Genomic DNA, 13,464 nt, shown 5'->3' with positions numbered 1-13,464 from the left:
AAGATACTCGTTCCTTTCGCTGTACTATTGCTTTTCGTCCCGCAATTCGATTATCGCTACGGTACAGCGGGAAATACATAGCATATCCCCGGCCTCATCATAGATCCGGACATCCCAAACAATAGTGCTGCGCCCTACATGAATCGGAGTCCCTACAGCTTTTATCATTCCATCGCGCTTGCTGCGAATATGATTAGCATTTATTTCCAGACCCACAGCCCGTTGTTTTTCCACATCAATAAAAAGATAACTACCGGCTGAGGCTACCGTCTCAGCCACTACCACCGATACTCCGCCATGCAGAAAACCAAAGGGTTGATGGGTTCTGGGGGTTACGGGCATAGTAGCCACTACCCGCTCCTGGGAAAACTCGGTTATTTCAATCCCCAGAACCTCCATAACCGTATTCTTAAAAAACTCATTATCAAATATTATTGATTCTTCTGACATAATCTTTCTTATCTCCTTTCCCCTTAGTAGTCTAGTAAGGAAATTTACTTAAAGAAATATTTTCATTCTTGGTTGTGCCTTGCAGGCATGGAGGGTTCCACTGCAAAAAGTTATAAATATGCATTAGCTTGCATAAAAAGGGTTTTCTGCAGCAGAGTCACTTAAAATAATTCGAAAATTATTTACTGCTAATACTAATAACTTTTTGCTATCTTTTGACACGATTATACCCCAGAGGCTCAAGCAGGGCAATTCTAGACCGGATAGCAATCGGCGGAATACTACCTCCCCGGAGTTTAATGTAGTATTTTTGAACCTTATCTGTTTCCTTTTCAGCCAAGAATTTGCGAACTGCTGGGAAACTATGATAATCTTAATACTATAGTTAAAGAACAATTGTCATATCACGGGGGTAACCATGTTATTCTTTCTTGCGGTTTTGCTTCTTATTGCTACCTTTTCCAGCAAAATGTCTGCTCGCTTCGGAGTTCCCGGCCTGGTAATCTTTATTGCTCTGGGCATGATTTTTGGAAGCGATGGTTTTAACCTTATACAATTTGATGATCCTGTATTGGCACAGCAAATTGCCATTGCCTGCATGATTATTATTCTATTTGAAGGTGGGTTCAGCACAAAAAAGGACTTATTGCGCCTGGCTTTCCAGCCCGCATTTTCTCTGGCCACTCTGGGGATAATTGTCACGGCTGTTACCCTGGGTCTGTTGTCCCACCTGCTGATTGGCTTGCCCCTGGAATCAGCTATCTTAATCGGGGCAATTGTATCATCAACAGACGCTGCCGCAGTATTTGCTATATTCCGCAATAAACGCATAGAACCCAAAACTGCTGCTACAATCGAAGTAGAATCGGCTTCCAACGATCCCATGGCTATTATACTAACAATTACTATTATCAGTTTTATGCAGGGAGAAATCACCAGTTGGCAGCTCTTTTTAGGCAAACTGCTCTGGCAGATACTGACCGGTTTAAGCATTGGTTATTTGCTGGGAAAAACCGCGCCACACTTGATTAACCGGATTAAACTTGATTCAGGCGGTTTTTATTATGTTCTTATTTTAAGTCTCTGCTTCTTAAGCTATGGTCTGGCTGATGAATTAAATACCAATGGCTTTTTAGCCGTGTTTATCGCTGGTTGCTACATAGGCAATGCAGAATTCGTTTATAAACAAGGCATCACCAGGTTTATTGGGGGCTTGTCTACCTTTAGTCAGGTGGTTTTGTTCTTGATGCTGGGGCTGCTGGTATTTCCATCAAATCTGCTACAAAACTGGCAGCATGGTATCATTATTGCTGTAATCTTAACTTTTATAGCACGGCCGGTAGCGGTTTTCCTTTGCACAATTTTTTGGGAATACAGCTTAAAAGAAAAACTCTTTATTTGCTGGGGAGGAATCAAGGGCGCAGTCCCGATTGTACTGGCAACATATCCTTATGTTGCAGGATTAGAGGGAGGCAGTTACTATTTTAATGTGGTTTTTTTCGTAGTATTAATGTCAGCCTTGATTCAAGGCTCCAGCATTGACCTGGTAGCTAAAAAGCTGGGTTTGCTGGCAGGAAGTAAAGTACGCCACCCTTTTTCTTTTGAGCTGATTGCCTTGCAGGAGACGCAGAGCGAACTGTTGGAGTATAGCGTGGATAAAGGTTCCTGGCTGGTTAACCATAGCCTGCAGGATATACCCTGGCCCCAGGACAGCCTGGTAACTGCCATTGTGCGGCAGGATGAAATAATAACCCCCCGGGGAGATACAGTTGTAAAACCCAAAGATTTGCTGTTTATTCTGCTTAAAAGCAACTATCGAGAGGAATTGCTGGACTTGTTGGATGGAAGTAATGGTCAAAATGAAAGGGAGGGATATTCGTGTCAATATTAATCCGCAATGGAACCCTGGTTACCATGAACTCCAGGCGGGATATCCTGCGAGCGGACATTTTGATAGAAGGTGACCGGATAAAGGAGATAGGAGCCCTGAAGGGATGTGAGATCCGGCAGGAAATAGACGCTGCCGGCATGCTGGTAATTCCCGGTCTCATACAATCCCATATTCACCTCTGCCAGACCCTTTTTCGGGGATTTGCGGATGATTTGGAACTGATGGACTGGCTGAAGCAACGCATCTGGCCCCTGGAAGCGGCTCATGATGAAGAATCCCTTTATTACTCTGCCCTCCTGGCATCAGCCGAACTCATTTCCGGAGCTACCACTTCCATTATAGATATGGGTACGGTTAGGCATAGCAATTCATTGTTTGAAGCGGTAAAACAATCCGGTTTACGCTACCTGGGAGGCAAATGCATGATGGATTGCGGGGATGAGGTACCGGAAAAGTTGATAGACTCACGGGAGAAATCCCTACAGGAAAGCATGGATCTTTTTGAGCGCTGGAACGACCAAGAACAGGGCCGCATAAATTATGCCTTTTGCCCTCGTTTTGCGATATCTTGCAGCGAGAGATTACTCCGGGAAATCAGCCAGCTCTCAGAAAAATTCAATATACCCGTACACAGCCATGCTTCGGAGAACCGGGATGAAATCAGAATAGTGGAAAAAGAGAGAGGTTTAAGAAATATTATCTACTTTGATCAACTGGGCTTGTGCCATGATAAAGTAATACTGGCTCATTGCATTCACATAAACGAAGAAGAAATGAAAATCCTGGCCGAAAAGCAGGTAAATGTCGTTCACTGCCCGGCCTCCAACCTTAAACTGGCCTCCGGGCTGGCTCCGGTTCCAGCCTTGCTGGATAAGGGAGCCCGGGTCTCCCTGGGTGCTGATGGCGCTCCTTGTAATAATAACCTCAGTCAATTTATGGAAATGCGCCTGGCAGCTTTAATCCACAAGCCCTCCTACGGCCCGACCAGCATGCCGGCAGAAAAAGTATTCGAAATGGCGACCCTGGGTGGTGCACGGGCCATGGGACAGGAAAAAGAGATAGGCAGTCTGGAGCCTGGGAAAAAGGCTGATTTGGCTATTGTCAATCTTGAGCACTGGCATAGCCAGCCGACAGCCCATAGCACTGTCTACAGCCAACTGGTTTATCAGGCTCTGGCCAGTGATGTCTGGGCTACTATGGTTGATGGCAGATTCTTGATGCTGAATACTGCCCTGCTTACTATTGATGCTGAAGCAGTAAAAATAAATAGCGAAAAAGCCCTGGATCGGATACTGCAAAGGACCGGGTTGAAATAGCTATTTAAATCGATTGCCCTTTCGCCCCGATTTTTATTTTAACCCAGCGGCCATTGCTCTGGAAAACTATGGCTCCGTCCTCATCCGTACGCAAAACCTCTATCCCTTGTTCTTGAAGTTCTTTTAACACGCTGGCATGCGGGTGGCCAAAGCTGTTGTTGGCTCCAGCGGAAATAATGGCCCAGCGGGGGTTAAGTTCTCGGTAAAATTCCGGCAACAGAGAGCCCTTGCTACCATGGTGTGGCACCTTTAGCACAGTACTTGTCCCCAATTTTCCCTGCTGCAGCAATTCCTGCATTCCTTCTTTCTCCACATCGCCAGTCAATAAAAAGGAGAAAGCTCCGTACTGGCAGTTCAAGACCAGCGATTTATTATTATATTGGTTTCCATAATAAAGCTCCCCTTCTGGATAAAGAACGGTCAGTTCACATCCTTTTTCCAGGTTGAGCCGCTGGCCGCTTTTCAGGAAGATTAGAGGAATATTTTTCCTGGCCGCAACCCCTTTGAGTTCCTCATATTCTTTGGCCTCCTTAAAACAATAGGGTAAGGCAATATGAGCTACGCTTAGCTCTTTACTGGCTTTTTCCAATCCCTGTAGATGGTCTATATCCGGGTGAGTATTGATAACCACATCAATTTTCCTTATACCACGATGATGCAGGTATGGAAGCAATTTCTTGCTGCCCGGGTCAGAATAATGACTGCCCCCACCGTCTACCAGGACAAATTTACCTCCGGGACTCTTTAAAAGAATACTATCCCCCTGCCCCACATCGATTAACACAAGCTCCATTACCCCGCGCTGGTATAGGCTGGCGGGTAATGATATTAGCAGAATAAAGAGCAGTATCAGGGAAAGCCCAAGATACTTTAATTCGTTTTTTCTATAGTCTTTACTCCAGGATAGAGCTAGAAGGAGCAGGCCAAGATAATAGACGATTATCAGGATAAAGTGCGGGGTTGCAACCCAGCAGAAAGCCAGAGGCAGCTTCAAGACGGCGCTATTCAAGCCCATAATCAATTCAATAAAAAACCCGGCCGGGTAGAGGAATATGCCGGCCAGCAAAGGCCAGACAGTGGCCAGCATTAAAGCCAGCAATCCCAGGATTACGCAGGCTCCGGATAGATAAGAGGTAAGTACATTGCTCAATAAAGATACCGGGCTAAAGAGGTTAAAGTGATAGGCTGTAAGAGGGAGTACGGCCAGCTGCGCCGAAAAAGGAATCAGGAGCAAATCCCAGAGGCGATTCGTATAGTGAAGCCTTTTTTTCAAGAGGGGGAAAAGGTAAAGCAGGCCCCAGGTGGCCATAAAAGATAGCTGAAAGGAAATTTTGAATAGGGCATAAGGGTCACTCAAGATTATTATGGCTCCGGCCAGGCCAAGACTGTTCAAGAGAGCATTTTCTCTACCCGAATAATAGGCTATTAATCCCAGAATAGCCATTATTACTGCCCGAATAACCGATACCGGCCAACCTACCACCGAAGCGTAAAGCAGCAGAAAAAAACTGGTAACCACCAGTTTCATCATCCGTGACATACGGCAGAGGGAAGTAAGCCAGGTTATCAGCAAAAGAAGAAAGCCCACATGAAGCCCGGATACCGAAAAAATATGTACTATCCCGCTTTTCTGAAAGTCCTGGTATTGTTCGGGGTCCATGGCATCGGTTTTGCCCAGCAGCATTCCCAGAAGGATGGCCGCTTCCTGTGGTGGAAGGCGATCCCTAATAATTTTTTCTCCCGAGTTTCGAATTGCGGCGAAAAAGCTTTCCGCCTGTCCTGGCGTGGAAATTATTGTAATAGCATTTTCTTCTTTAACCGACATTAAATAATAAATCCCGCTATAGGATAAATAGCGCGGATAATCAAATTCCCCGGGGTTTCCAGGAGGTCGGGGAAGCCTTAAATCTCCCCGCAATGATATTTCTTCACCCTTCCGTACCGAAGCCGCGAAGTTGCAGAATACTTGAATTTTCTCCACTGCCCTTCCAGTCTCTTTAGTCTTAAGAACAAAACTGCTTCTTTTACCATCAAATTCAGGAATTGTCTCCACCCGGCCAGTTAAAACCACTCCCTCTTGTGCTTTTAAATCAAGCGGTACCGGTGTCTGCATCCAGTTAAAAAACAGCAAGGCCAGTAACAAGAGGGCTAGAGCGCTATAAGACCTCAGAGAGTACTTCCTGCCCCAAATTCCTCCTGCCAGGAGAAATAAAAAGACTAAGATAAATAGAGGCCAGCAGGCATAATAACTGAAACAGGCGGAAGCCGCCAGAACTATGAAAATCTCAAACCACGACAAGGGCATTATTAATTAACCACCTGCCCGCATATTAATTATGCTCTGATGTCACTGCCCCATAATTGTTTTGCTTGCATATTTATACAAACCTTGACTCTACTGCAAAAACCCCTCTTGTTGCATAAGGGTTGCATAAATATACAAAGCGCTGGCGAAGCCTGATTCGGAACGACACGGGGGTCGTTCCCTACACACCCTTCGGTCGCTTTTAATGTAGCTGAGCGGTATATTTATGCATGCTAATGCATATTTATAACTTTTTGCAGTGACATCAAACCTTATACAACAAAAGGAGTTTTATAGCAGCATCATGCTTTCTGTTTCTTGTAAAGGATTACCTTACTGTTATATGATCCTTTATGGCTTCAAACTTCTTCTCTCCTATGCCGCTAACGTTTTTAATATCTTCAATTTTTTGAAAGGCTCCGTTGGCCTCCCGGTAGTCAACAATCCGCTGGGAGAGGGCGGGTCCTATTCCGTTTAACTTATCGGCCAGTTCGATGGCCGTGGCCTTATTAATATTAACTTTGGCGGAACTGGCCGGAGAAGCTGGAGAAGAGACCGGCAACTGCGAAGCTCCTTGTATTCCGGCCACTTCCACTGCTGGTTCCCCTTCCCCTGGAATCACAATGGTTTCTCCGTCCACTAGAGGACGGGCCATATCTATAAGCCGTAAATCAGCCTTATCTTCAGGCCCAGCCATTTCCACCGCCTGGTATACGCGGTCATTCTCTTTTAACTGGTATACTCCGGGTTTTTTAACCTCTCCACAGATATATACCTGAATCAAGCTATCTTCCAAACGCTCCGGTTTTTCCGCCGGATTAACCTCAATAAGTTCAAGCTGTTCGGAAGAATCGGGATTTCTATATTCGGCATATTTGAACCCGGCCAGAAATACCAGTACCAGTAAAATAAAGGAACCGGCAATCAGGTAGCGCTTGTCTATATTATCCATATATCCTCACCTCCCTACTTTAATTCGCCAAGAAATGTTAGAGCCCTCCATTTTGTGATATTATTAACATTAATTTTTGCTCCTAATTTGCGACCTTATTCGCAAAGTGGGTTTAACAGGAGGATTATTTGCACTGCTAGCGAATTAATGAAATAAATTAGCTTCTATGGAATGATAAACAGAATATTTTAGTTAACCACCCATATCTAGGGGCCTAACCACCAAAGAAAATAGGAGGAATTCTATTTTCGTAATAACTCCCCATGGCCGGGGGCCACAACCAACGATGAAAGGTGAGTTTAACTCAAGATGTAGTTTTCAAGGGAGGGTATTTAATGCTGGATATAGCCGCATTGGCTAAACTCGGAGGAGTTAAAAAATATAACGCTGACGAGATTTTTTTTAATGCCGGAGATCCCGGCCACGAAATGTATATTATCCTCAAAGGTCGCGTAGGGGTTTATATAACCTCCATTGACGGTTTTCCTATCATGGTAACGGAACTGGCCTCTGGAGACTTTTTTGGTGAAATGTCCCTGTTGGAAGGCCAACCCCGTAGTGCTACTATCGGGGCTATAGAAGATACTATTGTACTGGTTATTAATGAAAACAACTTTGAACAGGTAATTGCCCAACAGCCCAGCCTGGCTTACCGAATAATGAAAGGTATGAGCAGCCGGGTACGCCAGCTTAACGAAGATCTGGGCCAGTTGAAGCGAGGAAAAGCCGAGGAAAGAAAAGCACATAAGTTGACTGCTCCCCCTACCGTAAGAACACCAGCAACGCAGGTTTTAGATAACTCCCTTTTCCCTCCCGGGCATAAGCCTTACCCTCTGGACGCTCCCCCTAATGACAATAACCTGCTTTTCGATCGGGAGGTTCTTTGCCCCGTCTGTGAGGAAAAATTCAAGACCAAAAATGTCCGTTCTTCCAAGCTCCGGCTGGATAAGGTGGATTATGATCTGCGTCAGCGCTTCGTGGACTTTGAGCCGCTATGGTACCTGGTCTGGACCTGTCCCAACTGCTACTATTCCAACTTCAACTTCGAGTTCAAACAGGTGCCTGAAGCCTTCAAGAAGAAGCTGCTGGAGCAAGGCAAGCAATTAAAAGCTAGCGTACGCTTGCAGTTTAGTGATCCCCGCAAACTGGATGAGGTTTTTGTGACCTACTACCTCATGCTGCAATCCCTGCAGGCATCGGGCAAACCAAATCCTACCGAAGCAGCCAAGGTTTGGCTGCGCCTTTCCTGGTTGTACAGTGACGCCGGAGATGAGGAGATGTTTTTATATGCCTCCCGACAAGCGCTGGATATGTTTAAAGACACCTACTATAATACCCGCCGGGATACTTCGGTGGAACAGGATCAGCGCCTCTCTTTGCTGTTGGGCGAACTCAGCATGCGGATTGGTGATAATTCAGAAGCGTTGAAGTTCTTCCGGGGAGCCATTGCACGCAAAGGCGGCAATAATACTATCAACCGGCAGGCCGAGGATCGAATCAGTGATTTGAAGGACAAAATATTAGTACAAGAAAAGAAGGCAGAGGATACAGAATAATCGCTGAGGTGGTGGCCTTGAAGTCCACCATCTCAGCTTTCGCTTTAGACTAATTAATTTAGCACTGTTCATAGCTGGCGCATAAGGTTTCATCTTCCGGGGAGCCGCTGCTTATCTCACTACAGGGGGCTACCTGAATAGCGTCCAAGCTGCACATATTGTTTTCATAAAATCGGCAGCTACTTACATCACACATTATGGTCTGCCGTCCTCGCAATTTCATCCCTCCTTAGCCAAGTTAAATAAGTAAAAAAGCCTAAACCCTGTAGAACTAAAATTACCGGGATTCTAATTTTAAATAATCCTGTTATAGTTATACAGAGCCGCGTTATTAATTTGCTTCGGGGAGAAGATTATTATTCTATCAGTTGACTTTGTTTAAGGATTATCATATAATTGCTAATGTCAATTTCATATTCAAAAGCAAGGAACCGGAGTAGTAGACTGGCATCAGGCAGAGAGTCGCGGGAAGCTGCGAAGCGACAAAGCTGGTTGAACTCGCCGGGGAGCTTTACAGGTGATAATAGCCTGCAACGGAGATCCCGTTACGATTATCAAGTGGACAGTCATGTGGGGCTATGGCGCAGCTGGGAGCGCGCTTGAATGGCATTCAAGAGGTCGTGGGTTCGAATCCCACTAGCTCCACCATTATTATCTGTCAATAAGGGTGGTACCGCGGGTAACAATATCGCTCTCGTCCCTGAACGGATGAGGGCTTTTGCTTTTTCTGATAAAATTTTAGGAGGCTGTTATGCTAAATAGAAAGTACGATTTTAAATCCATTGAAACCAAATGGCAAGCTTGCTGGGAGAAAAACCAGGCCTTTAAAGTGAAAGAAGACCTCCAGAAACCAAAGTATTATAATCTGGAGATGTTTCCCTACCCTTCCGGACACCTGCACATGGGCCATGTGCGTAATTATGCTATCGGCGATGTGGTGGCGCGTTTCAAGACCATGAACGGCTTTAATGTCCTTCATCCCATGGGCTGGGATGCTTTTGGCCTTCCCGCTGAAAATGCGGCCATTAAAAATGCTATTCACCCTGCCACCTGGACCGAATCCAATATAGAAAACATGAAAATACAACTCAAGACCATGGGGATCAGCTATGATTGGGATCGAGAGTTGGCTACCTGCAAGCCTAATTATTACAAATTTACCCAGTGGATGTTTTTAAAGCTCTACGAAAACCAGCTGGCCTATAAAAAGAAATCTGCCGTAAACTGGTGCCCTTCCTGCCAAACGGTTCTGGCCAATGAACAGGTGGTAGATGGGGCTTGCGAACGCTGTGAAGCTGTTATAGAAAAAAAGCAACTGGAACAATGGTTTTTCAAAATAACTGACTATGCCCAAAGGCTTTTAGATGATTTGGCCATGCTGCCAGGCTGGCCGGAAAAAGTCAAGACCATGCAAAAGAACTGGATCGGCCGCAGTGAAGGCTGTGAGTTTTCCCTGCATATTGCAGGCAATGATGAAGTTCTCACCGTTTTCACCACACGCCCGGATACGGTTTTTGGTGTCACCTACATGGTTCTGGCCCCAGAACATCCCCTGGTGGAAAAAATCTCTGCTCCAGCTCAGAAAGCAGAAGTTAAAGCATTTGTTGATAAGATGAAATACCTCAACGAAATGGCCCGCACCTCCAATGAGGCAGAAAAGGAAGGTGTTTTCACCGGAGCCTATGCTATTAATCCGATGGATGGGACACGAATCCCCATCTGGATAGCCAACTATGTTTTAATGGAATATGGTACCGGAGCTATCATGGCCGTTCCCGCTCATGACCAGAGAGACTTTGAGTTTGCCCGCAAATATGACATTCCGGTTAAAGTGGTAATAAAAGGCGAGGACACTCCCCTGGATGGAAATCTCCTGCAGGAATCCTACCCTGGCAATGGTCATATGGTGAACTCAGGAGAATTTGATGGTTTGACTGTGGAGGCTGGCATAAAAGCAGTAATCAATTTCATGGAAGAGAAGGGAATCGGCCAGGGAACAGTAAATTACCGCTTGCGCGACTGGCTGATTTCACGGCAACGCTATTGGGGAGCTCCCATTCCTATAGTCTATTGTAATGAATGCGGACCGGTTGCAGTCCCCGAAAAAGATCTGCCCGTATACCTGCCCGTGGATATAGAATTCAAACCCTACGGGGAATCACCATTAAACTTTGTGGAGAGTTTTTATAAGAGTACTTGCCCCTCTTGCGGAAAAGAAGCCCGGCGGGAAACCGATACCATGGATACCTTTGTCTGTTCCTCCTGGTACTTTGAGCGTTTCTGCAGTCCCCATGAAAGCAATCAGCCTTTCAGCCGGGAAGCAGTGGACTACTGGATGCCGGTTGACCAGTATATAGGCGGTGTGGAACATGCCATTTTACATCTCATGTATGCACGCTTTTTCACTAAATTTCTTTATGATATCAATGTTCTATCCTGCCAGGAACCCTTTACCCGCCTTCTCACCCAGGGCATGGTTTTGAAGGATAGTGCCAAGATGTCCAAGTCCAAAGGAAATGTGGTTAGTCCAGAAGAGATAATCGACAGCTATGGAGCCGATACTGCACGGCTCTTCATACTTTTCGCCTCTCCCCCGGAAAGAGACCTGGAATGGAGCGAGCAGGGTGTAGAAGGAGCTTTTCGCTTTTTAAACCGGGTCTGGCGTCTGGGGCTGGAAGTATCCGAGCAAATAAAGGATTTGCTGCTACCAGAGCAATTTGCTGTACTGGACAATGATGCCAAAAACCTGCGTTTCAAAACACATGCTACCATAAAGAAAGTTACTGACGATATCGGAGAACGCTTTAACTTTAATACCGCTATCAGTGCTATAATGGAATTGTGCAATACCCTGGGAGCTTACAAGGGGGTCGAGAACCCTGACTGGCCGGTTGTAAAAGAAGCGGTGGATAATCTCCTGATTCTTTTAAGCCCCTTTTCCCCCCATATCTGCGAAGAATTGTGGCAGCTTACCGGTCATAAAGAGAGTATTTACCTGCAGAAATGGCCGAAATATGATCCTGAAGCCCTGCTTCAAGAAGAAATTGAAATCGTCCTGCAGATCAGCGGCAAAGTCCGGGATCGGATAATGGTGCCGGTTGATGCCGGCCGGGAGGAATTGGAGCAAATTGCCCGGGATAATCCCAAGATTAAAGAATTAACCAAGGACAAAGAAATAGTAAAGATTATCGTGGTTCCCGGAAAGCTGGTCAATGTTGTGGCAAAATAAAACCAAAATAAACCGGGTGTTACATCCATACTTCGCCAACGAGCGCTTGTTATATTTTATGCAACCCTTATGCAACATTAGGGGTTTTTTCAGTGACAGCAATAGCAGGCATAAGGCAAGAAATGGGGTGGGTATAATGAAATGGCTGGTTTTTGATACCTCCTGGGGATGGGCTGCTGTTTTGAGCGACAACAAGCTGATAAAACAGGCTATACTGCCGTCTGATGTTGGTTTAAACGAATTCAGATCCAGTTTGGAAAGCAGCGGAATGGAAAGCCGCCTGATAGGAGAAAACGATGTTACCCTGCCGCTCATTAATAATTTCCGCCGCTATTTTCAAGGGCATTTGGTAGAGAACTGGGAAGCGAAATGGGACATCGACTCCTTGCCCGCCTTTACCCAACAGGTTCTTAAGCATGTATCAAATATCCCCTACGGAGTGACCAAAACCTACGGGGAAGTAGCGCGAGCAATAAGTAATCCCCGCGCGGCCCGGGCAGTAGGCCGGGCCTTGAGCCTGAATCCCCTCCCGCTGCTTATACCCTGCCACCGGGTGCTAGCCCAAAACGGCGGCCTGGGAGGATTTACGGCTCCAGGTGGGGTGGAAACCAAAAAGGCCCTCCTGGCTCTGGAAAATGAAGTTTTTATATCATGGGGACGGTTCTCCTGATCGGTATCATAAGGATTAATGAGAAAAATGCATCTTAGACGCTGAAGGACGCTGATTATTATGATTCACGCAGATAAAAATAACAAAAGAAAAATTATATTAAATCTGCGTTGATCTGCGTCAAGAACGGTCCCCTATGTAAGACCAGCATATTTTCATCGGTGGTTGTGTCCTCCGGGTATGGGGGGTTAATAGAAAAGTGAGGAGTGCGGGGTAGCACTTCTTTTGAATAGTTTCTAAATAAGGGTTCGCGCCTTAACTGCTTTATGAGCCTGATTTTATTTGAAAAACCTCCTCCAGTTTGACTTCCAGGCCGGGGAAGAGGGGGCTGGTTAGAACCTGGTTGGCAGCATACTCGCCGGTTTTTTGATATTTGCCCTCATCATCCAGGCTATAAACCACTATTACATTTAGACCGGGAAAAACCACCCAATATTCGGGAATAGCACTCCTTTCATAAAGATTGAATTTCTCGTTAAGTTCCTTCTTGGCGGTGGAAGGCGAAATGATCTCGATAACCACGGTGGGGGTACCTTTGCAGCCCCTTTCATCTAATTTATCCAGGTCGCAGATTATGCTGAGGTCAGGTTGTACGACATTTGTTATATCTTCGTCCTTCTCATCCCCTTGCGGCAGGCGCACATCAAAGGGAGCAGCAAAGACCCGGCAGCTTCTATCCTGGAAAAATGAGCGAAGTTGAAAGAACAACTCGCCGGAGATTTCCTGGTGTTTCCTGGAAGGCGCTGGGCTCATATCATAGGGTACGCCGCCAATAATTTCCCACCTTTCCTCATCTGGCCATTGCAAGTAGTCGCCGTAAGTATATTTTCGGTCCGGTTTTGAAGCGGACATGGACACGAATGATTCCTCCTTCCGGGCAAGGACCGAGTCCATTCCAATCTTTGTAATTATTATTATACATGATTCAGTTGAACAGGGGCAAATCGGGGACGGTGACACGATATGATACTAACCCCCCATGGCCGCAAACTAAAGGGGACAGTATTTTGGAAGGCTCTAGAGGCTTCCTCCAAAGTACTGTCCCCTTAAATTTTTCCGCGTACAAGCATTTAGGCATAACTTTCGTTTACATCG

General features: G+C 45.8%; 10 protein-coding genes and 1 tRNA gene. 6 read left to right on the top strand and 5 right to left on the bottom strand.

Annotated elements, in window-relative coordinates:
• Positions 1–24 precede the first annotated feature (24 nt).
• Positions 25–450 (bottom strand): hotdog fold thioesterase, encoded by a 426-nt coding sequence (locus tag PHP87_RS02410; RefSeq protein ID WP_299918013.1) that lies wholly within the window; start codon positions 448–450, stop codon positions 25–27.
• 418 nt (positions 451–868) lie between these two features.
• On the opposite strand from PHP87_RS02410, the gene PHP87_RS02405 reads away from it, so the two are divergent.
• Both PHP87_RS02405 and PHP87_RS02400 read left to right on the top strand, forming a co-directional pair.
• Positions 869–2,341, top strand: a complete 1,473-nt coding sequence (locus tag PHP87_RS02405) for a potassium/proton antiporter (RefSeq protein WP_299918010.1) — start codon at positions 869–871, stop codon at positions 2,339–2,341.
• Positions 2,329–3,657: a 5'-deoxyadenosine deaminase gene (locus PHP87_RS02400; RefSeq protein ID WP_299918008.1), complete on the top strand. Its 1,329-nt coding sequence runs from the start codon at positions 2,329–2,331 to the stop codon at positions 3,655–3,657. The genes PHP87_RS02405 and PHP87_RS02400 overlap by 13 nt, the downstream gene beginning before the upstream one ends.
• A 4-nt stretch (positions 3,658–3,661) precedes the next feature.
• On the opposite strand, the gene PHP87_RS02395 is transcribed toward PHP87_RS02400, so the two are convergent.
• The gene (locus PHP87_RS02395; protein ID WP_299918007.1) at positions 3,662–5,962 is read right to left on the bottom strand and encodes a DNA internalization-related competence protein ComEC/Rec2; all 2,301 of its coding nucleotides are present in this window, start codon (positions 5,960–5,962) and stop codon (positions 3,662–3,664) included.
• Positions 5,963–6,290: 328 nt separating this feature from the next.
• Positions 6,291–6,914 carry a helix-hairpin-helix domain-containing protein gene (locus PHP87_RS02390; RefSeq protein ID WP_299918005.1) on the bottom strand — a complete coding sequence of 208 codons (624 nt, stop codon included), beginning with the start codon at positions 6,912–6,914 and terminating at the stop codon, positions 6,291–6,293.
• A gap of 335 nt (positions 6,915–7,249) precedes the next feature.
• Between PHP87_RS02390 and PHP87_RS02385 the strand changes: the two genes are divergently transcribed.
• On the top strand, positions 7,250–8,470 hold the full coding sequence (locus tag PHP87_RS02385) for a DUF2225 domain-containing protein (protein WP_299918002.1): 1,221 nt from the start codon (positions 7,250–7,252) through the stop codon (positions 8,468–8,470).
• 58 nt (positions 8,471–8,528) lie between these two features.
• Here PHP87_RS02385 and PHP87_RS02380 read toward each other — a convergent pair whose 3' ends face one another.
• Complete coding sequence (locus PHP87_RS02380; protein WP_299918000.1) at positions 8,529–8,687, bottom strand: DUF1540 domain-containing protein; 159 nt, start codon at positions 8,685–8,687, stop codon at positions 8,529–8,531.
• Positions 8,688–9,042: 355 nt separating this feature from the next.
• On the opposite strand from PHP87_RS02380, the gene PHP87_RS02375 reads away from it, so the two are divergent.
• From PHP87_RS02375 to PHP87_RS02365, 3 genes are all read left to right on the top strand, one after another.
• Positions 9,043–9,118, top strand: a tRNA-Ala gene (locus PHP87_RS02375).
• Positions 9,119–9,221: 103 nt separating this feature from the next.
• Positions 9,222–11,699 carry a leucine--tRNA ligase gene (gene leuS / locus PHP87_RS02370; protein WP_299917999.1) on the top strand — a complete coding sequence of 826 codons (2,478 nt, stop codon included), beginning with the start codon at positions 9,222–9,224 and terminating at the stop codon, positions 11,697–11,699.
• A gap of 136 nt (positions 11,700–11,835) precedes the next feature.
• Positions 11,836–12,369: a methylated-DNA--[protein]-cysteine S-methyltransferase gene (locus PHP87_RS02365; RefSeq protein WP_299917996.1), complete on the top strand. Its 534-nt coding sequence runs from the start codon at positions 11,836–11,838 to the stop codon at positions 12,367–12,369.
• 264 nt (positions 12,370–12,633) lie between these two features.
• Here the strand turns inward: PHP87_RS02365 and PHP87_RS02360 are convergent, their stop codons facing one another.
• Positions 12,634–13,221, bottom strand: a complete 588-nt coding sequence (locus PHP87_RS02360) for a Uma2 family endonuclease (RefSeq protein WP_299917994.1) — start codon at positions 13,219–13,221, stop codon at positions 12,634–12,636.
• Between the last annotated feature and the right edge of the window lie 243 nt (positions 13,222–13,464).

The sequence above is a fragment of the Syntrophomonas sp. genome (assembly GCF_028707975.1).
Taxonomy (GTDB): Bacteria; Bacillota; Syntrophomonadia; order Syntrophomonadales; family Syntrophomonadaceae; genus Syntrophomonas.
The sequence above is the reverse complement of the archived record's forward strand: the minus strand, read 5'-3'. Positions and strand labels throughout refer to the sequence as shown.

What these genes read in the sequence shown, in the direction of transcription:
- PHP87_RS02410 (WP_299918013.1), bottom strand. Translation starts at nt 450, where the DNA reads ATGTCAGAAGAATCAATAATATTTGATAATGAGTTTTTTAAGAATACG.
- PHP87_RS02405 (WP_299918010.1), top strand. Translation starts at nt 869, where the DNA reads ATGTTATTCTTTCTTGCGGTTTTGCTTCTTATTGCTACCTTTTCCAGC.
- PHP87_RS02395 (WP_299918007.1), bottom strand. Translation starts at nt 5,962, where the DNA reads ATGCCCTTGTCGTGGTTTGAGATTTTCATAGTTCTGGCGGCTTCCGCC.
- PHP87_RS02390 (WP_299918005.1), bottom strand. Translation starts at nt 6,914, where the DNA reads ATGGATAATATAGACAAGCGCTACCTGATTGCCGGTTCCTTTATTTTA.
- PHP87_RS02385 (WP_299918002.1), top strand. Translation starts at nt 7,250, where the DNA reads ATGCTGGATATAGCCGCATTGGCTAAACTCGGAGGAGTTAAAAAATAT.
- leuS (WP_299917999.1), top strand. Translation starts at nt 9,222, where the DNA reads ATGCTAAATAGAAAGTACGATTTTAAATCCATTGAAACCAAATGGCAA.
- PHP87_RS02365 (WP_299917996.1), top strand. Translation starts at nt 11,836, where the DNA reads ATGAAATGGCTGGTTTTTGATACCTCCTGGGGATGGGCTGCTGTTTTG.
- PHP87_RS02360 (WP_299917994.1), bottom strand. Translation starts at nt 13,221, where the DNA reads ATGTCCGCTTCAAAACCGGACCGAAAATATACTTACGGCGACTACTTG.